Origin of the sequence: Komagataeibacter diospyri (assembly GCF_043995075.1) — a bacterium.
Lineage (GTDB): Bacteria > Pseudomonadota > Alphaproteobacteria > Acetobacterales > Acetobacteraceae > Komagataeibacter > Komagataeibacter diospyri.
The window spans coordinates 2675690-2697229 of the sequence record NZ_CP171836.1; the positions used below are offsets into that span (position 1 = coordinate 2675690).

Here is a 21540-nt window from a genome sequence, read left to right on the forward strand (position 1 = left end):
CGGTTCAGTTCTCCCGTGGGGTGGCGTCGGTTGGTGCCGGGGACCAGCCCCGCACGATCGGATGTATCTGTGCCAGTGAAAGCCCGATGTCCACAGGCGTATTGTCCGCCCGGCCATGCGGGCACAGCCCGTAGCCGTCCGGCCCCGCCACCAGCGTGATGTCGGCAGGGGCCGGATGGGCGCATCCCTTGGCGCATCCTGATACATGCAGGCTGACGCCTGACGGCAGGTCGGGAGCCAGCGCGTCTGCATCGGCAATGACGTCGCGCGCGGCACAGGCGCAGCCCCGCGTGCCGATGCACGCCCATATGCGCAGGCGCGGGTCCGAAGCCTGCGCAATCAGGCCGGGCAGGGAGGGCCGTGCGTCACACTGTTCCAGCACGATCGCATGCCATGGGGCGATGCGCATATGGCCGTTGCCATGTCCGTCGCACCATCGCGCAATGTCTTCCAGCATGGCCGCCGTAATGGGGCCGGGCGGCAGCACGACACCCATGGCATGACCGGGCAGGGGACCAGCCAGCGCGGGGCGGTGCGGATGGTCGGAGGGGGCTGTTGTGGCATCCCCCATTCCGATTCGTGCAAAGGCGGTCCGGCCCAGGGCAGGATCGCGCAGGGGACGCGTGGCGGGTTGCGTCGCCGCCAGCGCGTGCGCCACAGCCACGACAGTGCGCGGAACATCTGCCCCGGTGCAGGCCAGTGCGCGATCGCCACAGACCACCATCCATCCGGCATCCGTGGCGCGGGCAACGATATCCGCCCGCAGCGTGCCCGCCGGGATATGCCCACCGCATTCCACCGCGATCACGAATTTGGCGGGCAGGCCGCGCAGCGTATCGGCACCAGCAAGGGCGGCATCCAGCGCGCGGATCACATCCGGTGCATCGGGTGCGGCATCAGGGTCGATTCCCGCCAGTGGCGACAGCAGCAGGCCGCGCCGGGCTTCGGTCGCGGCATCATTGCTGCCCAGTCCTGCCGTATGCATGTCACGGGCAAAGGCGCGTGCGCTGTCGGGTGTCAGGCCGCGCAGTTGCAGGTTGCCCCGGCCGGTCAGTTCAATCAGCCCATTGCCATGAGTTGTGGCCGCATGTGCGACCTGTCGGGCCTGCATCCCGGACAGGCGGCCAAGCGGGGGCCGCACGCGGACCAGCCAGCCATCGGCGGCTTCCATCGGGGTATGCAGGCCAGGGCACCAGCCGCGTACGCTTGGTGCCGTGGTCACGACTGTGGATCCAGCAGCATGGCCGCGGAGTTGCTGCGCGGTTGCCACAGTTCCCGGCGCAGGGCATCGGCCAGCAGGCGGCGGATGGCAGCATGGGCATCGGGGTTGGCGTGGCGCAGGAAAGCGTCCATTTCCGCATCGTCCAGCAGAGCGCGGAAGGTCAGGTCGAACTGCCGGTCAAAGCGTGCGGGTACGGTTGCGGCAAAACCATGCAGCGCCTCCACCCCGCGTGCAATTTCGGCAGCGCCCCGGTAGCCGTGGCGGCGCATGCCTGCCAGCCATGCCGGGTTGGCCAGCCGCCCGCGTGTGACGCGGGCCACTTCCTGTGCGGTCGCGCGCAGGCGCGGCACATCGGGGCGGGAGGTATCGCCATGCAGCAGGCGTGGCGCATTGCCCAGCATGCCGGCCGCTGCTGCCATGCCGCCTTCATGGGTGGCCATGTCGGCACTTTCCAGAATGTCGGTTTCGGCATTGTCCTGCACATGCAGCACGACTGCGGCCCCCGCCATGCGGGCGGCCAGTGCGTCGGGCTGGCGCTGTCCCTCCCGCTCGCCGCCATAGGTCCACGCCGACCCATCCAGCCATGCCTGACCCAGATCGTCCCGCGTCGTCCACGCACCACGCGCCAGCGGGTCTTCCACTCCCGTGCCGTAACTGCCCGGTGCCGCGCCAAACATGCGCGCGGTCGCGGTCTGTAACGCAGTTCCCTCCAGTCCCATTGCCTGTGCTGCCAGCGGGTTGAGGTCGGGGGATTCGAAGCCGCGTGCGGCAACAGCCTGCACCGCCTGTTCAAACAGGGCGATCTGTCCCGGAAAGGCATCACGGAACAGCCCTGACAGGCGCAGCGTCACATCCACGCGCGGGCGATCAAGTTCGGCCATCGGGATGATCTCGATCCCTGTCACCCGTCCCGATGCGCCATCCCATATCGGGCGTACCCCCATCAGCAGCAGCGCAAGGGCCAGGTCCTCGCCCCCCGTGCGCAGGCTGGCCGATCCCCACAGGTCGATGACAAGGCTGCGCAGCGGTTCGCCCTGATCCTGCAGGTGCCCTTCCAGCAGCAGCGTCGCCGTACGCTGCGCCAGCACCATGGCGGATCGGGTGGGAATGGCGCGCGGGTCCATGGCGTACAGGTTGCGCCCCGTGGGCAGCACGTCGGCCCGGCCACGCGTGGGCGCGCCCGCAGGTCCCGCCGCGACAGACCGCCCGTCAAGGGCCGCCAGCAGTGCCCTGCTTTCCGCCGCACCACAGGCCAGCAGCCGGGTGGTGATGGCGTCTGTTCCCACTCCGCCGCATGAGCGTGCAATGGCCTGCACCAGTTCTGGCGCGCGCGGCGGCGTGCTGCCGAATACGTGCAGCCCGTCGCGGATCTGCAGGTCCTTGACATCACATAGATAGGCATCGAGCCGCGCGAGGGCTTCGTCCTCGTCATCCGTGCGGGTTACGCCGGACTCGTTCAGCAGCCCGAGACTGTCCGCGCGTTGCAGGATTTCCCCGCGCAGGATTGCGCCCCGCCTGCGGTCCAGTCCGTCCGCTGCGGCATATTCGTCAATCAGGCGTTCAAGGTCGCCCGTATCGGCCCCCGCTGTTCCAACGGGCACAATGGGGGGGGTCATGTGACCGATCGTAACCGCCCCCAGCCTGCGCCGGGATGCCGCAGCTTCGCCAGGGTTGTTGACGATGAAGGGATAGATGACCGGCATTCCCCCCACCAGCACCGATGGCCAGCACATGGCCGAAGGGGCCGCCGCCTTGCCGGGCAGCCATTCCAGCGTGCCATGCGTGCCCAGATGCACCATGGCGTCCAGCCCGCATTCATGGCGCAGCCACAGATAGAACGCGACATAGGCATGCCGGGGGGGCGTATCGGGATCGTGGTACCCCCCGTGCCGGTCGGTCGTGGCCCCGCGATCGGGCTGCAACGCCATGAGGATATGCCCCACGTGGACATGGCGCAGGTGGAACCGGCCATCCATTACGGTGGGATCATCCTCTGGCGTGCCCCAGCAGGCGGCCAGCGCGTCCTGAAGTGCTGCAGGCAGCGCTGTCAGCCACTGGCGATAGGTGGCGACGGAAACGAAGGGCCGTGCCGGGGCACGCGCCAGCATGCGGGCCAGTGTATCCGCCGTGGGCAGGGCGCTATCGCCCGTATCGTAACCGGCATTGCGCAGCAGGCGCAGGATATGTTCAAGGCTTGCGAAACTGTCCAGCCCCACGGCATGCGCCGCCTGCCCCGTGGGCGCACCCTGCGCGCCGGGGTAGTCGGACAGGATGATCCCGACCCGTCGCGTGGCGGGCGGTTCATGTCCCAGCCGCGCCCAGCCCACCGCGCGCGCGCAGGTCAGATCTATGCCATCGGGATAGGGTTCATGCCGCGCTGGCAGGCCGGGAGCAGTTTCTTCCTTGAAGGAAATGGGGCAGGCGGGAATGCGGCCATCCAGTTCGGGCAGCACCACCTGCATCGCCAGGTCGGCCTGCGACAGTCCGCGTACGCTGTCGCGCCATACGGTATGGGGAATGCCCGGCTGGTGCACCTGCAGCACCGGCACGCCCGCAAGGTCCAGCGGGGAACTGCCGTCTTCTCCCGTGCGGGCGGAAAAGAAGGTGGCGTTTATGATGACATCCGGTGGGGCCTGCGCCAGCCGCGCGGCTACGAGGCGGGCGGAATCGGGGTTCTTGAGCGACGTGACATAAACAAGGTCCGCCCCCATGCCGCGGCGTGCAAGGCGGGCTGCAAGCTGCGTGATGGGCGCGATATCCCCCGCCAGCAGGTGCGCGCGGTAGAACACCACCATGGCCCGCAGCGGCAGGGCCGGGTCGGCTGCGTGCAGTAATTCGGCCGGTGGCAGGGGGACGGGGGCGGCACCATCATCCGGTCCACGTCCGGCCAGATGCGCCATAAGCCGCAGGGCGGCTTCCATATTGGCCATCCCCCCGGTGCGCAGCAGCGCATCAAGGCGGGCGCGCATGGCTTCCGGCACGGTGGAAAGATTGGCAAGGCGGGGGTCATCGCGCCCGTCACCCGCCACGAAGGCCAGCGGAATTCCGGCCTGCCGGCAGGCACGGGACAGTTCTTCCGCCCCGTAGCGCCAGTATTCCACGCCGCCGAGCAGCCGGACCACCACGCAGCGCGATTCCATGATCGTGTCGGCCACGTACAGGTCGATCGACATGGGGTGCAGCAGGCGCGACAGCGTGGCCATGCGCAGGGTTGCACTCGGCGCATCCTGCGCCGCGTGGGCTGCGTTCAGGCACAGAAGGTCACTGTCCGAAAAGGACAGGAACACGATATCCGCCGGGGCGTGCCCCAGGTCTTCAGCCTGTTCGCCGTCCTCCAGCGTGCGGACTTCACGTGCAAGCAGGTGCATGGTGGCGCCCCGTTTTCCGCTGGCCTGCCGTCTAGCCCTGCGCCAGGGCAGCGGTAATGGCGGACTGATCCATGCCCTTCTGTCCAATGACCACAAGGCTGCCCGTGCGCGGCGCGTCAGGGGACAGGGCGCGGTCGAACTGGTGGCGGAAACGGCTGCCAACGCCCTGCACCGCAAGGCGCATCGCCTTGCCGCGCACGGTGGCGTAGCCCTTCATGCGCAGGATGTCATGCTGTTCGGCCAGCGTTTTCAGGCGGGCAATGAAGCCTTCTACGCTGTCCTGTTCGGGAATGGAGGCGACGAAGCTTTCAAAATCATCATGCTCGTGCTCGCCGCCTTCGGCATCGTGGTGTGACGGGCGGGCGTCAAGGTCGTCTTCCGCCGCAGCGTCAAGGCCCAGCAGGATGGCAGGGTCCACCTGTCCATCGGTTGCACGCACCACTTTCACCACGCGCGGGATCTCGGCGCGGATGGAGGCTTCCACCGCATCGGCCTGTGCCGGGGTCATGAGGTCGGTCTTGTTCAGCATCACAAGGTCGGCGGACAGCAACTGGTCTTCGTACACTTCCGCCAGTGGATTGTCGTGGTCCAGCGACGGGTCGGCCGCCTGCTGGCGGGCGACTTCCGCCGGGTCATCGGCAAAGCGGCCGGCAGCCACGGCGGGGCCGTCCACGACCGTGACCACACCATCGACCGTCATGCGGGTGCGGATGGTGGGCCAGCCAAACGCCTTGAGCAGCGGCTTGGGCAGCGCCAGTCCTGATGTCTCGATCACGATATGGTCGGGGGCTGCTTCACGGTCCAGCAGGGCTTCCATGGTGGGCAGGAAGTCGTCGGCCACCGTGCAGCACAGGCAGCCATTGGTCAGTTCCACAATGTCCTCGTCCCGGCATCCTTCCACGCCACACGCGCGCAGCGTGTCGCCATCAATGCCCAGCGTGCCGAATTCGTTGACCACTATGGCGATGCGCCGGCCTTTCGCATTGGCCAGGACATGGCGCAGCAGTGTGGTCTTGCCTGCCCCCAGAAAACCGGTGATGACGGTAACGGGCACCTTGGCGCGGGCCGTGTTGGATGGGGTCATGGCGATCAGGCTCCAGGAAAAAGGGTGGCAGGAAAACGGCCGCGTACCATGTCCGACAGGCTGGCAGGGCGGCGGGACGGCATGACGGTACCGCTGCGTGAAGCGCCGTAAGCGGCGACATAGGTCATGAGGTCAGCGGCCTTTTCCGGGCCAAGGTTGGCCAGCAGCCAGCCCCATTTGCCCGGCATGGCCACCACGGCAGTGCAGCCATCGTTACAGGCGGCGAGGCAACTGACTTCATGCACGACGACCTGCGGGTTGCCTGATGCCAGTACATGCATGGCGTCATGCAACTGGCGCCCCGGCGGGTTGTCGGACGCGGGCAGGCCACGGCGGCACGTCACGCAGACATGCAGGTGAACGGGGCCAGCCTCCATGGGATCGGGTGATGCGGGAATGCTCATGATGGTCCGTGCCCTTTCGCGGCGTTGCTGCGCACGGGCAGCGGTGGGCGGGGTGCACGGTCATGGCCCTGCGACCTGCGTACGGGCAGGGCGGTGGCCTGTCGCGTGCCGGGCACCCCGCCGGCCATGCGATTGAATCTCGGTCCTGTTTGTCCGCCTGCGGACGGACATGATGGCAGGTCTCCTGGCTTGTGGCGGAGGGTGCTGGGGTCAGCGTCCTCGATCCCGGCGGCCTTCCCGGTCCCGATCACGGGAACCAGTGGCGCATGCTGGCCCGCAATGGGCGGACCAGGCCGGGAAACAGCCACCTACAGTTGCGGGGGCAGCGACGGAATTGCCGGTATGGCGCACCGTCTTCCCTATTCTCCCCCAACAGGGGGACCATCACTGGCGGATTTAGACGATCGGTCCCGGCGCTGTCAAAAAAACCGGGGCCGTCGCGCATGTCATGCGGTCATGGCAGTGGTGCGCCACTGACGGCCACGCGCCATGCCGTATGGCGCGTCAGGTGCGTCCGGGTCAGGGGGGCGATATCCAGACGGACCAGCATTGCCGCTGTGCCGCCAAGGGCGGCCACCACGATGGCCCGTACAACCGTGGCATCGGCCAGCACTGCCATGCGTGCGGGCGCAGATGGCAGGGCTTCAAGCCACCGCGTCACGCGCTGCAGGTGTGCAGCCCGGCTTTCCCCACCCGGCGGGGCGAAACCGGTATCGGCAACCCAGCGCGCAAGAGCGGCGGCAGGCAGGTCTTTTAGTGACTGTCCCTGCCATGCGCCCATATCCGGGGCGCGCAGGGCTGGTTCGGACAAGGTGTTGCGTGTGTCTGGGGCTGGCATGGTGGGGGGCAGCAGGATCTGTTCGGCGTCCTCGACATGTCGCGCAAGGTCGGCGGGTAGCGGGCATGTCTCGTCATGCAGTGGAAAAATGCCATGGCGCACGCAGTCGGGGGCAGGCAGTGCAATACAGGTCAGGGTCTGGTTCATGCCATGCGGCCCTGCGTGTGGGGAAGGGGTGGGATATGCAAGGGAATGATTGACCTTCCACGTCAATTTTGAAAACATGGACCCAGATCCGGTTATGGGAAGGGCGGCCTGACATGGTGCGTCCCCTGCATGCTGCTCCGGGTCGCACGAGATCCATGGAGTTACCAGTATGAGCCAAGATACATCCGTTCTGTCCAGCGCCGCGATCGCTGCGCCGCAGGTTTCCATCCCGGTTCGCGACCTGCTGCCGTGGGGTGTGTTCGGGCTGGTTCTGGCGTCGCTGCTGATCTATTTCGTGGGCGCCGAGCAGGGTGCGACTTCCCTTATTTCCGGACATTACGTGCATGAATTCGTACATGATGGCCGCCATCTGCTGGGTTTCCCCTGTCACTGAACGGCCTGCGTGCCGATACGGCGCGACGGTGAATGAAGGACGGCATGCCCCGGCGGGTATGCCGTTTTTTATTGGGTGTGTTCGAGGGGCTGTTTCCTGAAACCGGATCAGGAAATGCTGCCTTTGTAAAAAACGCTGCGCCCGCAAATTCCATTTTTCCCGCCAGGTATGCTGATCAGCCCATGTTGATGACAGTCCGTCCCCGGATGTGACCGGCAAGGATGCGCGGCGCGATGCCGATGGCATCAGCCAGGGGGGCGTCATGCAGCATGTTTTCCAGGCGCACGGGATCGATATCGCGCGCAAGGCGCGTCCATGCGGTCATGCGGCGTGGGCGCGGGCACATCACGCTATCGATTCCCTGCAGGCGTATGCCGCGCAGGATGAAAGGCGCCACTGTCAGCGGCAGCGTCAGTCCGCCCGCCAGTCCGCAGGCCGCCACCGTGCCACCGTGCTGGATGGAAGCGCACATGGCGGCCAGTGTCTCACCCCCCACCACGTCGATTCCCCCCGCCCAGCGTGCGGTTTCCAGTGCCTTGCCCGTGGGGCTGAGTGTATCGCGTGGCAGCACCTCCGCTGCACCCAGCCCGGTCAGGTAGGCATGGAGCTGTGGCCGCCCGGTTACCGCCGCCACCTGATACCCCAGCTGCGCCAGCAGCATGATGGCCATGCCCCCCACGCCGCCGCCTGCGCCATTGACGATAACGGGGCCACTGGCAGGGGTCAGGCCGCCGTCCTCCAGGGCCATGACACACAGCATGGCGGTAAAGCCCGCCGTGCCGATTCCCATGGCCTGCCGTGCGGTCAGCCCGGCAGGCTGTGGCAGCAGCCACCGCCCCGGCAGGCGCGCCATGCGGGCAAGCCCGCCCCAGTGCCGTTCCCCCAGTCCCCAGCCAGTGGCCAGCACCCGGTCGCCCGGGCGGTGGACCGGATCATCGGAATGCAGCACGCGTCCCGCCAGGTCGATGCCCGGGATCATGGGAAACTGCCGCACCACCGGCGCGCCACGGGTCATGGCCAGCGCGTCCTTGTAGTTCAGGCTGGAATGGTCGATTTCCACCGTTACGTCGCCTTCGGGCAGGCGCGTGGGATCGACCTGCTCCAGCCGGGTCGTGACCACGCCATCCGCGCGGCTGATCATGAGGGCGTCGAACATGCTGGCAGTCTTCCGTGATGATGAAGGAAAAAATGGAACGCTGAACCGCGTTCAATGCAGTTTTCATGCCCGATTTAGGTCTATCTTCCTATGTGCAACTACGTGATTTCGCATGATCGTGAAGCAGCGTGTTCAGAAAAACCGTTGATTATACAAAATGATTTTACAATGGCGATCAGCCGGGACTCATGTCGCGCATGTCATCTGGCCGCGGCATGTGCGCTGACATGAAAAAGTGCAGGTCTGGTGTGACCTTCCCACGCTTCCCGCCGGGGGGACGGTGTGGTGTGCTGCTTTTTCAGCCATTATTGCACAGGCAGGAGGCATGCCGATGTCCGACGTCACAGTTTCTTCCTTTCCCGCCCTGTCTTCCATGAATGCGCTGTGGCAGGCGCGGTATGGCACCCGGCCGCCGCCCAGCCCCCTGCCGGAAAGCCCGGTGGCGCGCAGCCTCATGACCCATCGTTCCGTTCGCGCCTTCAGCCCCGCGATACTTCCCGATGGCGTAGTGGAAGCGGCGGTGGCGGCGGCGCAGTCGGCCTCGACATCATGCAACCTGCAGGCATGGAGCGTGATCGCCGTGCGTGACGCTGGCCGCCGTGCCCGGCTGGCGAAGATCGCGGGGGACCAGGATTTCATCGCACAGGCGCCACTGTTCCTGGCGTGGATTGCCGACCTGTCGCGGCTGGAGCATGTGGGCCAGGCGGAGGGCCGCACATTACCGGGGGTGGACTGTCTGGATACCTTCCTGGGCGCGGTGATGGATACTGCTTTCGCCGCGCAGAATGCAGCGGCCACGTTCGAATCCTACGGTCTGGGAATCGTGTATGTGGGGGCGGTGCGCAACCAGCCCGAAGCCATCGCCGCGGAACTGGGCCTGCCAGCGCGCACGTTTGCGGTATTCGGCATGAGTGTTGGCTACCCCGACCGCAAGAAGCCAACTGCCATCCGCACCCGCCTGCCGCAGCATGCCGTCCTGCATTCCGAGCGGTATGATCCTGATGCCGCCAGTGACCGCGCCACCATTGCCGCGTATGATGAACGTCTTGCCGCCGCGCGCGCGGCACAGGGGCAACCCGCGCGGGGATGGAGCGAAAGTGTTATGGCGCGGTTGGGTGATGTGAAGGCGCTGCACGGTCGCGAACATCTGCCACAGGCACTGCGGGCCCTTGGTTTCATGCTGGGCGAGGCATGAAAAGCAGGGGTCATGCGCATGCGTCGGGGTTGACCGGCACAATGTTCTGGTGAACTTCTGCTACGTTGCCCGCGTCTGTTGGCGGGCAGGGGCGCGCCCTGTGTATCGCGCCAGCGCCATGATGAGAGAGAAACAACGGCTATGGACTGCGCCACTTCCCTTCCCTTTACGCTTTCCCCCAGCACCTCACCGGTTTCGCCGCAGCGGCGGGCGGAAATTCTGGCCAATCCCGGTTTCGGGCGTGTCTTTACCGACAACATGGTCGTTATCCGTTATGTGGAAGGCAGGGGGTGGCATGATGCCCGCGTACAGCCCTATGCACCGATTTCGCTGAACCCGGCGGCGGCCGTGCTGCACTATGCGCAGGAAATTTTCGAGGGGATGAAGGCCTACCGCACGGCCGAAGGCGGCATTACCCTGTTCCGCCCCTATGCCAATGCAGCGCGCTTCCGCAAGTCGGCCGAACGTCTGGCAATGGCGGATCTGCCTGACGAAGTGTTTGTCGAGGCGGTGCGCCAGCTGGTGCGCGTGGATCACGCATGGGTGCCCGGCAATCCCGATGAAAGCCTGTATATCCGTCCCTATATGATCGCGAGCGAGACATTCCTTGGTGTGAAACCCGCGTCGGAATACATGTTCATGGTCATCGCCTCGCCCGTGGGCGCCTATTTCGGTGCGGAAGCGGTCAGCGTGTGGGTGTCCGATTTCTGTCGCGCCGCCCCCGGCGGCACGGGGGAAGCCAAGTGCGGCGGCAACTACGCAGCAAGCCTTCTGGCGCAGCAGGAAGCCAAGGGCCATGGCTGTGCGCAGGTCCTGTTCCTTGATGCGGTGGAGCGTCGCTGGATTGAGGAAATGGGCGGCATGAACGTGTTTTTCGTGTTCGATGACGGTTCCGTCGGCACCCCGCCGCTGACCGGCACGATCCTGCGTGGCATCACGCGCGATTCGCTGCTGACGCTGGCGCGTGAAATGGGTCTGGCCGTGCGTGAGGAACCCTATGCCATCGACCAGCTTTATGCCGATGCCGCGTCCGGTCGCCTGAAGGAAGTGTTCGCCTGTGGCACGGCGGCGGTGGTGTCCCCCATCGGGCGTTTCCGCAGCCACAAGGGCGAAGTGGTGATCGGTGATGGCAAGGGCATTGGCCCCGTGACCGAAAAGCTGCGTAATGCCCTGATTGGCATCCAGCGCGGCACGGCGCCCGATACCCATGGCTGGGTGGAAAAGATTATCTGATTTTCCGGTCATGGCCGGGGTGTCCTGCACGCCCGGCCATGACTGATGGTTATCATATACAGGGGACGGCTCATGCGGTTGCGGCATGTTCCGCCCCGTCTGTATCCAGATGGACAAGCTTCAAAAAAGAACGCTGCCTTGTAAAAAAAGGCGGCACCCGAAAACTTTTGGTATTTTTTAGGAAAAGAACAGGTCCGATGACTGGGAAAGTGCTGGATGTAACAGGGCAGTGGGATGGGCAGTTCAGTTATCCCCACACGCTGACACCGGAGTTTTTCTCTGCATCGCTGTTCGAGGCCGGCAGCCATGTGGGTGGCACGGTGACGGAACGTGCCACGTCGGGTGCGAATGCCGGGCAATGTTTCATTGCCATGGTGCGGGGAGAGCGGACCAGTACGCAGGTACGTTTTACGAAAATGTATGAGGACGGCGTGCGCCAGCATGCCGTGCTGTACAGGGGTACGCTGAACGCGGATGGCAGCGAGATCGAGGGGGAGTGGCATATCGCCGGTTCCTGGTCGGGCCCGTTCCTCATGATCCGTCGTGCGGCAGGCAGTGTCGTGGCGGAAATCAGGGTGGCCGAAACGCCTGCATCCGATGCGGATTGCGTTACCATTTCCCGGTAATGGCTTGTTTAAAAATAACCTGTTTACAAGAAGATAAAAGTTTCCGGGCGCCGCCTTTTTAAAAAAGATTCACCAAAGACTTCTTTATTTTTGTGGTGACAGGCCCAGCCCCATGCGTGTTGGCATGGGGCTGGGCGCGTCTTATTCCGCCGGTGTGACCGCTTCATCAACCGGTACATAGATCCGGTTGCCGTTATTGCGGAATTCCTCCTTTTTCTGTTCCAGCCCCGCCTGTCGCCGTGCATTGGCCTTCAGGTCATGGCTTATGCGCATGGAGCAGAATTTGGGGCCGCACATGGAACAGAAATGCGCGTTCTTGTGCGCTTCGCGCGGCAGCGTCTCGTCATGGTAGGAACATGCCGTATCCGGGTCGAGCGACAGCTTGAACTGGTCGTTCCAGCGGAAGTCAAAGCGCGCGCGGCTGATCGCGTCGTCACGGATGCGTGCCGCCGGGTGCCCCTTCGCCAGATCGGCGGCGTGGGCGGCGATGCGGTAGGTCACCACACCCACCTTCACGTCATTGCGGTCGGGCAGGCCGAGGTGTTCCTTCGGTGTGACGTAACACAGCATGGCCGTGCCGAACCATCCGATCATGGCTGCACCGATGCCGGATGTGATGTGGTCATAACCCGGCGCGATATCGGTCGTCAGCGGACCAAGCGTGTAGAACGGGGCTTCGCCACATTCACGTAGCTGCTTCTCCACATTGACCTTGATCTTGTGCATGGGCACGTGACCCGGCCCCTCGATCATGACCTGGCAGCCTTTTGCCCACGCGATTTTCGTCAGTTCGCCCAGCGTTTCCAGTTCGGCGAACTGGGCGGCGTCATTCGCATCGGCAATGGAGCCGGGGCGCAGGCCGTCACCCAGCGAGAACGAGACATCATAGCGGCGCATGATGTCGCAGATTTCCTCGAAATGCTCATACAGGAAGCTCTCGCGGTGATGGTGCAGGCACCACCCGGCCATGATCGACCCGCCGCGCGAGACAATGCCGGTAACCCGGTTGACCGTAAGCGGCACATGCTGCAGCCGCACACCCGCATGGATGGTGAAGTAGTCCACACCCTGTTCCGCCTGTTCGATCAGCGTGTCGCGAAAGATGTCCCATGTCAGGTCTTCCGGCACGCCGCCGACCTTTTCCAGTGCCTGGTACAGCGGCACCGTGCCGATGGGCACCGGGGCGTTGCGCAGGATCCAGTCGCGGATGTTGTGGATGTTGCGCCCCGTGGACAGGTCCATGACCGTATCGGCCCCCCAGCGGATGGACCAGACCATCTTTTCCACTTCTTCCGCGACCGATGACGTCACGGCCGAATTGCCGATATTGGCGTTGACCTTCACCAGGAAGTTGCGCCCGATCACCATCGGCTCCAGCTCGGGGTGATTGATATTGGCGGGCAGGATGGCGCGACCCGCCGCGATTTCGGATCGCACGAATTCCGGGGTGACGAAGGCGGGAATGTCGGCCCCGAAATCCTCGCCATCCGCGCGGCGTTCTTCAGCGCCTTCGTCCATGGTGGCGCGGCCAAGGTTTTCGCGGTGGGCGGCGTAGATCATTTCCTCGGTAATGATCCCCGCGCGTGCAAATTCGTACTGCGTGACCATCTGTCCCGGCCTGCCTTCATGCACCGTATGGGGCGCAGGGCAGGCGGGGACCAGGTTTCCGCCTTTGGCAAAGCCATTGTCTTCGGGCCGGACGGCGCGCGGCGTAATAGTGGGCAGGTTGCGGGCCCCAATCCATGGTGCGCGGACGGGTTTCAGCCCCGCGCGTACATCGATACGCGCATGCGGGTCGGTATAGGGGCCGGAAGTGTCATAGACCCGCACCGGCGGTTCGTTGGCACTGGGTTCAAGGGCGATTTCGCGGAAGGGCACGCGGATATGCGGGTGCCCATCGGGCGTGGACCAGACCTTGGTGGACCCCATGATGGGGCCGGTTGTGACATGGTCGGGAGATGAAGGCGAAGCAACGGTGGTCATGGCAATGCTCCTCGTTTTCTCTCCGACAGGGGGTGTGGGGGAGAAAACCGGAACGCCACATGGATCATGTGCGCAGTGTCGTCAGGTCTGACGCATCGTGCCGATTGTCTGCACCAGTCCCTCCGCCGGTATGAGCCGGATCAGGTTCCCCGGAACGCACGATGCGCCCGGAAGGGTCCCCGCGCGCATGGTCGGACCATGCCAGCGGTATCTCAGCCCCTTGCCGGGACTCCCCTTGGTCATTTCAGGATCATGAAACACCCGGCACTTGTCAACATCGTCAGACGGGGTACGGACGGGCGGGATGAAAAAGAATTCGTGTGCCGATTTGCCAGCCGCGCGGTTGTGTTAGACTGCTGGGGAATATCCATCTTTTGCGGGGAAGCAGGACAGTATGGCAGGTAGCGTGATTTCCGACCGGATCGCACAGGGTAGCGGACGGGTGGCGGCGGACACCGTGATCCGCAATGTCCGCCTGTTCGATCTGGTGACGGGCGAACTGCTGCCGACCGACATCGCCATATGTGGTGACACCATTGTCGGCACGCTGGATCATTACGAGGGCGAGAACGTGATCGAGGGGCATGGCCGCATTGCCGTGCCGGGTTTTATCGATACGCACCTGCATGTCGAATCCTCGCTCATCACCCCGTTTGAATTCGACCGCTGCGTCCTGCCCCATGGCGTGACCACCGCCATATGCGACCCGCATGAAATGGCCAACGTGCTGGGCCGACCGGCGCTGGATTACTTTACCGAAGCGGCCATGCGTACGGTCATGGACCTGCGGGTCAACCTGTCCAGCTGCGTGCCGTCCACCGCGCTTGAAACATCGGGTGCGACGCTGGGGGCGGCTGACCTGCTGGCCTATCGGGACCACCCCAAGGTCATTGGCCTGGCCGAGTTCATGAACATTCCCGGCGTGCTGAATGGCGACCCGGTGTGCATGGAAAAGCTGGCGGCCTTTGCCGGCGGTCATATTGATGGCCATGCACCGTTGTTGCGCGGGCGTAAGCTCAATGGGTATCTGTCGGCGGGCATCACCACCGATCATGAGGCCACGACGGCGGAAGAAGCGCTGGAAAAGGTGCGCAAGGGCATGATGGTGCTGATCCGCGAGGGATCGGTGTGCAAGGACCTGCGCGCGCTGGTGCCGCTGCTCAACCCCGTGACATCGCCGTTCTTCGCCTTCTGCACCGATGACCGCAACCCGCTGGAAATCGCGCATGAGGGGCATCTGGATTACCTGATCCGCCTTGCCATCTCGCTGGGGGTGGAACCGCTGGCGGCCTATCGCAGCGCCTCGCTCAGTGCGGCCAACGCGTTTGGCCTGCGCGACCGGGGCATGATCGCGCCGGGGCGGCGGGCGGATATCGTACTGCTTGATGACCTGCGTGAATGCCGGGTGTCGGATGTTATCAGCGCGGGGCGTCTGGTGAATGACGCGCTGTTTGCCGCACGTGACATCATTCCCCCCGTCGGCACCGACAGTATCAGCCTGCCCGCGCCCGTCAGTACGCAGGACATGCAGGTCGCGGGAAGTGGTGCGCAGCGCCCGGTGATCGGCCTGCTGCCCGGCCAGATCATCACCCCCTTCCTGCATGCCGATCTGCCGGTAGTGGATGGTATTGTCCAGCCCGACCCGGCACAGGATATCGCACGCATCTGCGTGGTGGCGCGGCATGGGCACAATGACAATATCGGGCGCGGGTTTGTTAAGGGGTTTGGCCTGTCGGGCGGCGCGCTGGCGTCCTCGGTCGGGCATGACAGCCACAATATCTGCGTGGTGGGCATGAATGACGCGGATATGGCGGTTGCGGTCAACCATCTGGAAAAGACCGGCGGCGGCTTTGTCGTGGTGCGTGACGGGACAGTGGTGGCGGATATGCCGCTGCCGGTGGCGGGCCTTATGAGTGACGCCCCGTTCGAGACCGTGCGCGATCAGCTGGAGGTACTGCGCGCCGCCGCCCGTGCGCTGGGCTGCCAGCTTGACGAGCCGTTCCTGCAGCTGGCCTTTCTGCCGCTGCCGGTTATCCCGCACCTGAAGATCACGGATTTCGGCATGGTGGATGTCAACCGGATGGAACTGGTCTGATACGGTCCACGATACAGGAGCAGCCCATGACAGGGGCCAGTGATATCGCAGCCCCCGCGCGCGAAGCCGTGGCCACCCTGCGTGCCTACCGTGCGGACTGGGTGCATTTCACCAACTGGTGCGCCGTCCACGCGGTTTCCCCCATTCCCGCAACGGCGAAGGTCGTGGCGACCTATCTGCGCAGCCTGACGGAATTCGCGCCTTCAACCATCCGGCGCAGGCTGGCCGCGATTGGCAAGATGCACCGTTTCAACAACATGGCGTGGGACGTAACCGAGCCCGGTATCCGCGCGGCCGTAGCCGACATGACTGAACGCGCCAGCCGCCCGGCCGCCCCCCCTGCGGTGGTGACGCCGGACATGCTGCGCGCCATGGTCGAACACTGCGCGGATGGCTCCCCGCGGGGGCTGCGTGACCGCTGCCTGCTGCTGTTCGGTTTCGCGGGCGCGCTGCGCCGTTCGGAACTGGTGGGGCTGCAGGTGGAAGACGTGCGCGCTGAACGCACGCAGGTCGTGCTGACCATTCGGGAGGAGGGCGCGGCACAGTCGGTCAGCCTGCCCCTGCCATCCGATGGCGCGATGTGCCCCGCCGCAGCGTTTGCCGCATGGCAGCAGGTGGCGCACCGGCAGACCGGGCCGCTGTTCCGTGCCATCTCAAAAGGGGAACGCGTGGGCGGACGGGCGCTGACTCCGTACGCCGTGACCCGTATCCTGCAACGCCGCGCGCTGATGGCGGAAGTGCCGCCGGATATTGCCGCGACGTTAAGCGCCCATGCCCTGCGCTCGGGCTACATTGTCGCGGCATTGCGGCAGGGGATGGAAACCGAAGCCCTGTGCCAGCATACCCGTTACCGTGATCCGCGCGCCCTGCGGCCGTATGAGCGCCTGCTGGCCCATGACTGAAAACCTGCGCCTGCCATGGGCTGATCTGCCGCCCCCTGCAACCGCACGGGAAGACGAGGCCGCCGGGACCACGCGGCGCGCGCCGGGACGGCGGGGACGGCGTCCGCTTTCCGCCTGGCCACAGCCTGCCGAACCATCGCCATGGCAGTGGTGGCACCTGCTGGTATACGGGCCGGATACGGACATGGACGCATTTGTTGCGGACGCGGCAGGCCCCGGCCTGATCCCATGGCCGTTTGATGCCGAACGGGTGGAGGAAGACATGTTCGCGCTGGCGATCGGCGCCAACTCGCCCGCGCGTGGCCGGGCCGGACTGTCCATTGACGGCTGCCGGATCCTTGCGCGCCAGTTCCGCACGGCGGCGGAAGCCCGTCACGCCCGGTTGGGACTGCAGGCGGACACGGCATGTCCGCTGGATTTCCATCAGCTTGTCCCAGTGCCGGAACGGATTCTCCAGCTTGGCGCCACCCACCCTGATGCGCGGGCATGGCTGCGTGACAACTGGGGCCTGACCGAAGCGCCACGTCAGGTACGCCACCTGCCAGGACGCAAGGCGGGGCGTCGGCTGCCACGTGGCCACCGGGCCATGGTGTACGGCTTCTTTACCCGGATGGGCACGCCTGGGCCCGTGGTCCGCCAGATGGAGGAACATTATCCCACCCTGACATTCCGCCTGTCGGAACGGTCGCTGGCATGACGGGGCAGACCGAGCTTTTCAGCGCTCCGCTGCCCGATGGCGAAGCTGTCATCGTGCTCGACATCTATCAGGGCGGCCTGTCGCATCTGCTGCAGCTGGCGCATGCGCGTGAAATCGATCTGGCGCGGCTGGATATCGTCACCCTGATCGATCAGCTGGCCGAAGCGGCGCGGACGCACACGTCGCTGCCGCTGGGGATCAAGGCGCAATGGGCAGTCATGGCGTCGGGGCTGCTGCTGTTGCGGTCGCGCCTCATGCTGCCAGCCGATGACCCACGCCAGCAGCAGGCGACACAGGAAGCGGCCGACCTGCGCACGCGCCTGCTGGCGGCTGAAGATTCAGCCCGCCTTGCCGACTGGCTTGCGGCGCGCGAACAGCTTGGCCGTGACGTTCATGCTTTTGGCGGCGCGGTTACCCCCGATGGGGACGAATCGGTGCAGTGGGAAGTGGACCGGATCGAATTCCTGTGGGGGTGCCTTGCGGTATTTGACGGGAACTGGGGCGTCATGCCGGTGGAGACTCCGTTCTATGCCCCGGTGCAGCTTGATCTGTTTTCCGTCGAGGACGCGCGCATGCGCGTACGCACCTGCCTGGCGCGGGCCCATGACGGGCCGGTGCCACTGGACCGGATGCTGCCCGATTCCGTGCGGGTGGGGCCGGCAGCCAGCCTGTCATCGGGGCAGCGCCGTTCGGCATGGAGCAGTACGTTCGCCGCCTGTCTGGAAATGGTGAAGCAGGGGGAGGCGCTGGCCTATCAGGCCGAACCGGACACGCTGCCCCGTTTCAGCGGCGTGCAGGCGGAAACGGGGTAGAATGGGGTAGGACTCATTTCACCCGAAAATACAGTGAAATGAATTTATCGTTGCATCTTATATTTGATAACTGTCAGTTTGTATCGAAGTCGCAACAGTTTGTTGGAAAACAGGCGGTCCCGGCCGGGATGACAGATTTTTTTTCCTCATTTTTTAACAGTTTGCTTGACTGGGATTTTTTTTTGACCAAGCTGGCAGACGAGAGTTTTTTACTGGCCTGCCGGGCACTGACAGGGGCTGTTTCATAGGGCGTTTTTCGCCATGGGCCATGATTTGTCGGGCAGGACGTTCATACCAAGATTATTTCATATAAGATCAGGGTTGATTTCGAGATGTTAATAATGTTTATGGATAAAACGTGATGAATGAGTGGCTTGGCCTGTCGGGGCAGGGTGCATGCAATGTCCGTGCATTGGCATATGCACTGCCGGAGGCGGCGACGGTCGTGCCTTCCCGTTCCGCCGGGAAGGGGGGCTGTCGTGCTTCAGGGTTGAGCCGGGGAGAACAAGGCGGATCGCATCAGTCGTTTCGTAGAAATCTGGTCATACTCCCGTAGTAAAATTGGTGAAATCAGAACATCCAGAACAAATTCTGTAATAATTCCTTCCTAAAACTATGCCGTTCTGAGTGAGGTATGGGTATGACGTATGCGGAACAGAGTGATAATAGACTACAAAAGGTAATTGTTTTCGCGCTTGTCCTGGTGTTTGAAGGGCTGCTGGTGCTGGCGCTCCTGTTCGGGCTCAGTTCCCCGCCGGATGCACCCAAGGAACCGCCGCGGCCGCCGGTGCAGGTCCACATGATCAAGGAACCGCCGCCACCGCCGCCACCGCCGCCGCCACCGCCACCGCCGCCGGAAATTACGCAGCCGCCGCCGCCGTACATTCCGCCGCCGAAGATCCAGGTTCCGACGCCGCCGCCGCCGATGAAGGTGACCCACACGAAGCCGCCGAAGGCGATGCCGCCCGCAAAGGCGACCCCGCCGGCTGATGCGCCCGTGTCCAACGCGCCGCCAGTGCCCGATCACATGGCCGGTACGTCGCCGCTGAACCATGTCGTTCCGGAATATCCGGAAGAAATGTCGGAAGAAGGTCGTGAAGGCGTTGTGTCCGTGGCATGTGACGTGGAACCGACCGGCGTGACCAGCAACTGCCAGGTGGTCAATGTAAAGGGCGGTCAGGCATTCGCTGATGCCGCACTGAAGGCGGTCCGCCGTTCGCGTTATGCGCCGGCTGTCAAAAATGGTGTGCCCGTCAAGGAGTTCCACCATCTCTATACGATCACGTTCAGTCTGAATGACTGAGCCTGAATGTTAGGTCAGGCACGGCGGGGGCCGGCAGCACCCCGCCGCCTCGGAAAAAACATCCTGCTCCAGAGGATTTTGGTTAAATGATCAGACTGCATCGTAAACACACTCTTGTTGCCTCGGCTGCTTTCGCTGCCATGCTGTGCGCGGCTTCCCCGCTCGCCGCGCTGGCCCAGGATGCCGCCCCGGCCGCTAGCGATGCGGCCACGGCACCGGCGGTTTCCGCCCCTGCGACCGATGGCACCGGCGCTGCCGCCACCCCGGCCCCCGGCGCTGATGCCCCGGCCGCGCAGGCACCCGCCCCGACCGACGCCGCCCCGACCGATGCTGCCCCTGCTGACGCAGCACCGGCGCCCGCGCCTGCCGCTGAAGCCCCGCCGGCTGATGCCCCCAAGGCACCCGAAGGCAACCCGTACGGTCTGGGCGCGCTGTGGGCCAATGGTGATTTCATTGCCCGTGGCGTCCTGCTGATCATGGTCTTCATGTCGCTTGGCACATGGTACATCATGATTACCAAGTTCTTTGAGCAGGCGCGTGTCATGAATGCCGCCAAGCAGGTCATGAGCGACTTCTGGACCAAGGGTTCCATCAAGGACGGTGCTGCCGCCCTGCCCGCGAACTCCCCGTTCCGCTACATCGCCGATACCGGCGTCAAGGCTGCCGAACATCACGAGGGCACGATGCAGGAATCCATTGACCTGCATTCCTGGACCACCATGTCCATCCAGCGTTCGGTTGACGTGATCCAGACCAAGCTGCAGGGCGGCCTGGCCTTCCTCGGCACCGTGGGTTCGACCTCGCCGTTCGTGGGTCTGTTCGGGACCGTCTGGGGTATCTATCACGCGCTGACGGCCATCGGCATTGCAGGTCAGGCATCGATCGACAAGGTTGCCGGCCCGGTTGGTGAATCGCTGATCATGACCGCCATTGGTCTGGGCACCGCCGTGCCTGCGGTTCTGGGCTACAACCTTCTGGTCCGCCGCAACAAGGGTGCGATGGACAAGATCCGCAACTTCGCCGCTGACGTGCAGTCGATCCTGATGGGTGGTTATCGCCATGGTGCGGAAATCACCGTTCATCCGGACAACTCCCCGACCACGACGACTATCGATAACCGGGTGGCCTGATCATGGGTATGCAAGTTGGAGGTGGCAGCGATGAAGACGAGGTGGTGTCCGCCATCAACACCACACCGCTTGTCGATGTCATGCTGGTGCTGCTGATCATCTTCCTGATCACCATCCCCGTCGCGACACATACCATCAAGGTTAGCCTCCCCATGGATGCTAACCAGCCCACCCGGACGATGATGAACAACATCGTCATCGCGGTGACCCCGCAGGGGCAGGCATACTGGAACGAAACGCCGCTTAACAGTTATGCTGACCTGGAATCGCATCTGGAGCACGTGGCGGCGGAAAACCCGCAGCCACAGATCCAGATCCGTGGTGACCAGGCGGCGAAATACGAAGGTGTGGGCAAAGTGATTGCAGCCTGTCAGCAGGCCGGTATCGTCCACATCGACTTTATTACCGAGCAGCCGCACGGCTGATATCCATTCCCGGCCGGGGCCTGTGTGCTCCGGCCAATTTCGGGAGAGTAGACCATGGGCATGAATATCGGCTCAGACAGCACGACCGAGGACGAAGGTATTGTCGATATCAATACCACGCCCCTGATTGACGTCATGCTGGTGCTGTTGATCATGCTGATCATCACCATTCCGCTTCAGACGCATTCAGTCTCGATCGATCTGCCGCAGGGCAATCCGCCGCCGTCTTCTCCGCAGCCTGATCCCGTGGTGGACACGGTAGCGATCGATTTTGACAACACCATCACATGGAATGGCGAACCCGTTGCCGATGATGCGGACCTGCAGGCCCGTTTCAAGGATGCGGCGGCCCAGCCGGTCCAGCCGGAAATGCACATTCATCCCGATCGCCTGGCCAGCTACAAGGTCGTGGCGAAGGTACTGGCGGATGCGCAGCGCCTGGGTGTAAGCAAGCTGGGTATCATGGGCAGCGATCAGTTCATGGATGCGCAGTAAGCCAGCCAGTTCCTGATTACTGTATAACGGT

Annotated in this window: 19 protein-coding genes and 2 riboswitches; of the genes, 12 read left to right on the top strand and 7 right to left on the bottom strand. The window is 64.2% G+C overall.

Translation table 11 applies throughout. The features are described from left to right. Positions 1 to 4: 4 nt before the first annotated feature. The 5 genes from cobG to ACE2AA_RS12560 form a co-directional block, all read right to left on the bottom strand. Positions 5 to 1222, bottom strand: coding sequence for a precorrin-3B synthase (gene cobG, locus ACE2AA_RS12540; RefSeq protein WP_395369994.1), 1218 nt, complete (start codon positions 1220 to 1222; stop codon positions 5 to 7). Beyond that, positions 1219 to 4590, bottom strand: coding sequence for a cobaltochelatase subunit CobN (gene cobN / locus ACE2AA_RS12545; RefSeq protein ID WP_395369996.1), 3372 nt, complete (start codon positions 4588 to 4590; stop codon positions 1219 to 1221). Before cobN ends, cobG begins: the two co-directional genes overlap by 4 nt. 31 nt (positions 4591 to 4621) lie before the next feature. Then, on the bottom strand, positions 4622 to 5674 hold the full coding sequence (gene cobW, locus ACE2AA_RS12550; protein ID WP_141261742.1) for a cobalamin biosynthesis protein CobW: 1053 nt from the start codon (positions 5672 to 5674) through the stop codon (positions 4622 to 4624). A gap of 5 nt (positions 5675 to 5679) precedes the next feature. After that, positions 5680 to 6078 (bottom strand): DUF1636 domain-containing protein, encoded by a 399-nt coding sequence (locus ACE2AA_RS12555; protein WP_141301814.1) that lies wholly within the window; start codon positions 6076 to 6078, stop codon positions 5680 to 5682. Between the two features lie 156 nt (positions 6079 to 6234). Further along, a riboswitch (cobalamin riboswitch) is annotated at positions 6235 to 6479 on the bottom strand. Positions 6480 to 6532: 53 nt separating this feature from the next. Next, positions 6533 to 7141: a histidine phosphatase family protein gene (locus ACE2AA_RS12560; protein WP_395369997.1), complete on the bottom strand. Its 609-nt coding sequence runs from the start codon at positions 7139 to 7141 to the stop codon at positions 6533 to 6535. A 91-nt stretch (positions 7142 to 7232) separates the two neighbouring features. Between ACE2AA_RS12560 and ACE2AA_RS12565 the strand changes: the two genes are divergently transcribed. Then, on the top strand, positions 7233 to 7457 hold the full coding sequence (locus ACE2AA_RS12565) for a CbtB domain-containing protein (RefSeq protein WP_025439714.1): 225 nt from the start codon (positions 7233 to 7235) through the stop codon (positions 7455 to 7457). A 175-nt stretch (positions 7458 to 7632) separates the two neighbouring features. Here ACE2AA_RS12565 and ACE2AA_RS12570 read toward each other — a convergent pair whose 3' ends face one another. Further along, entirely contained in the window at positions 7633 to 8613 is a 981-nt protein-coding gene (locus tag ACE2AA_RS12570) for an MDR family oxidoreductase (RefSeq protein ID WP_141261745.1), read from the bottom strand. 331 nt (positions 8614 to 8944) lie between these two features. Between ACE2AA_RS12570 and ACE2AA_RS12575 the strand changes: the two genes are divergently transcribed. The 3 genes from ACE2AA_RS12575 to ACE2AA_RS12585 all read left to right on the top strand — a co-directional run bounded on the left by ACE2AA_RS12575 (position 8945) and on the right by ACE2AA_RS12585 (position 11667). Further along, positions 8945 to 9808, top strand: coding sequence for a nitroreductase family protein (locus ACE2AA_RS12575; RefSeq protein WP_141301818.1), 864 nt, complete (start codon positions 8945 to 8947; stop codon positions 9806 to 9808). A gap of 141 nt (positions 9809 to 9949) precedes the next feature. Then, positions 9950 to 11041, top strand: a complete 1092-nt coding sequence (locus ACE2AA_RS12580; protein WP_141261747.1) for a branched-chain amino acid aminotransferase — start codon at positions 9950 to 9952, stop codon at positions 11039 to 11041. Between the two features lie 197 nt (positions 11042 to 11238). Beyond that, on the top strand, positions 11239 to 11667 hold the full coding sequence (locus ACE2AA_RS12585; RefSeq protein ID WP_141261748.1) for a hypothetical protein: 429 nt from the start codon (positions 11239 to 11241) through the stop codon (positions 11665 to 11667). Positions 11668 to 11808: 141 nt separating this feature from the next. Here the strand turns inward: ACE2AA_RS12585 and thiC are convergent, their stop codons facing one another. Continuing rightward, positions 11809 to 13650: a phosphomethylpyrimidine synthase ThiC gene (thiC, locus tag ACE2AA_RS12590; RefSeq protein ID WP_395370000.1), complete on the bottom strand. Its 1842-nt coding sequence runs from the start codon at positions 13648 to 13650 to the stop codon at positions 11809 to 11811. A gap of 99 nt (positions 13651 to 13749) precedes the next feature. Beyond that, positions 13750 to 13896, bottom strand: a riboswitch (TPP riboswitch). 148 nt (positions 13897 to 14044) lie between these two features. Here thiC and ade point away from each other — a divergent pair. From ade to ACE2AA_RS12630, 8 genes are all read left to right on the top strand, one after another. Continuing rightward, positions 14045 to 15745 carry an adenine deaminase gene (gene ade, locus ACE2AA_RS12595; protein WP_141261750.1) on the top strand — a complete coding sequence of 567 codons (1701 nt, stop codon included), beginning with the start codon at positions 14045 to 14047 and terminating at the stop codon, positions 15743 to 15745. 26 nt (positions 15746 to 15771) lie between these two features. Beyond that, entirely contained in the window at positions 15772 to 16647 is an 876-nt protein-coding gene (locus tag ACE2AA_RS12600; RefSeq protein ID WP_141261751.1) for a tyrosine-type recombinase/integrase, read from the top strand. Further along, positions 16640 to 17344, top strand: a complete 705-nt coding sequence (locus tag ACE2AA_RS12605; protein ID WP_395370002.1) for a hypothetical protein — start codon at positions 16640 to 16642, stop codon at positions 17342 to 17344. The genes ACE2AA_RS12600 and ACE2AA_RS12605 overlap by 8 nt, the downstream gene beginning before the upstream one ends. Beyond that, positions 17341 to 18156, top strand: coding sequence for a segregation and condensation protein A (locus ACE2AA_RS12610; RefSeq protein WP_395370004.1), 816 nt, complete (start codon positions 17341 to 17343; stop codon positions 18154 to 18156). The genes ACE2AA_RS12605 and ACE2AA_RS12610 overlap by 4 nt, the downstream gene beginning before the upstream one ends. 634 nt (positions 18157 to 18790) lie before the next feature. Further along, a complete protein-coding gene (locus tag ACE2AA_RS12615; protein WP_141261754.1) occupies positions 18791 to 19459 on the top strand; it encodes an energy transducer TonB in 669 nt (222 codons plus the stop codon). Positions 19460 to 19545: 86 nt separating this feature from the next. After that, the gene (locus tag ACE2AA_RS12620) at positions 19546 to 20589 is read left to right on the top strand and encodes a MotA/TolQ/ExbB proton channel family protein (protein WP_141261755.1); all 1044 of its coding nucleotides are present in this window, start codon (positions 19546 to 19548) and stop codon (positions 20587 to 20589) included. Positions 20590 to 20591: 2 nt separating this feature from the next. Beyond that, positions 20592 to 21014 (top strand): biopolymer transporter ExbD, encoded by a 423-nt coding sequence (locus ACE2AA_RS12625; RefSeq protein WP_141261756.1) that lies wholly within the window; start codon positions 20592 to 20594, stop codon positions 21012 to 21014. 54 nt (positions 21015 to 21068) lie between these two features. Further along, the gene (locus tag ACE2AA_RS12630) at positions 21069 to 21509 is read left to right on the top strand and encodes a biopolymer transporter ExbD (protein WP_141261757.1); all 441 of its coding nucleotides are present in this window, start codon (positions 21069 to 21071) and stop codon (positions 21507 to 21509) included. Positions 21510 to 21540 lie beyond the last annotated feature (31 nt).

Bases quoted from the DNA above. Each gene is read 5' to 3' on its own strand.
- thiC (WP_395370000.1), bottom strand. From the start codon at position 13,650: ATGACCACCGTTGCTTCGCCTTCATCTCCCGACCATGTCACAACCGGC.
- ACE2AA_RS12580 (WP_141261747.1), top strand. From the start codon at position 9,950: ATGGACTGCGCCACTTCCCTTCCCTTTACGCTTTCCCCCAGCACCTCA.
- ACE2AA_RS12585 (WP_141261748.1), top strand. From the start codon at position 11,239: ATGACTGGGAAAGTGCTGGATGTAACAGGGCAGTGGGATGGGCAGTTC.
- cobW (WP_141261742.1), bottom strand. From the start codon at position 5,674: ATGACCCCATCCAACACGGCCCGCGCCAAGGTGCCCGTTACCGTCATC.
- ACE2AA_RS12600 (WP_141261751.1), top strand. From the start codon at position 15,772: ATGACAGGGGCCAGTGATATCGCAGCCCCCGCGCGCGAAGCCGTGGCC.
- ACE2AA_RS12610 (WP_395370004.1), top strand. From the start codon at position 17,341: ATGACGGGGCAGACCGAGCTTTTCAGCGCTCCGCTGCCCGATGGCGAA.
- ade (WP_141261750.1), top strand. From the start codon at position 14,045: ATGGCAGGTAGCGTGATTTCCGACCGGATCGCACAGGGTAGCGGACGG.
- ACE2AA_RS12615 (WP_141261754.1), top strand. From the start codon at position 18,791: ATGGGTATGACGTATGCGGAACAGAGTGATAATAGACTACAAAAGGTA.
- ACE2AA_RS12575 (WP_141301818.1), top strand. From the start codon at position 8,945: ATGTCCGACGTCACAGTTTCTTCCTTTCCCGCCCTGTCTTCCATGAAT.
- ACE2AA_RS12565 (WP_025439714.1), top strand. From the start codon at position 7,233: ATGAGCCAAGATACATCCGTTCTGTCCAGCGCCGCGATCGCTGCGCCG.
- ACE2AA_RS12625 (WP_141261756.1), top strand. From the start codon at position 20,592: ATGGGTATGCAAGTTGGAGGTGGCAGCGATGAAGACGAGGTGGTGTCC.
- ACE2AA_RS12620 (WP_141261755.1), top strand. From the start codon at position 19,546: ATGATCAGACTGCATCGTAAACACACTCTTGTTGCCTCGGCTGCTTTC.
- cobN (WP_395369996.1), bottom strand. From the start codon at position 4,590: ATGCACCTGCTTGCACGTGAAGTCCGCACGCTGGAGGACGGCGAACAG.
- ACE2AA_RS12555 (WP_141301814.1), bottom strand. From the start codon at position 6,078: ATGAGCATTCCCGCATCACCCGATCCCATGGAGGCTGGCCCCGTTCAC.
- ACE2AA_RS12570 (WP_141261745.1), bottom strand. From the start codon at position 8,613: ATGTTCGACGCCCTCATGATCAGCCGCGCGGATGGCGTGGTCACGACC.
- ACE2AA_RS12605 (WP_395370002.1), top strand. From the start codon at position 16,640: ATGACTGAAAACCTGCGCCTGCCATGGGCTGATCTGCCGCCCCCTGCA.
- ACE2AA_RS12560 (WP_395369997.1), bottom strand. From the start codon at position 7,141: ATGTTTTCAAAATTGACGTGGAAGGTCAATCATTCCCTTGCATATCCC.
- ACE2AA_RS12630 (WP_141261757.1), top strand. From the start codon at position 21,069: ATGGGCATGAATATCGGCTCAGACAGCACGACCGAGGACGAAGGTATT.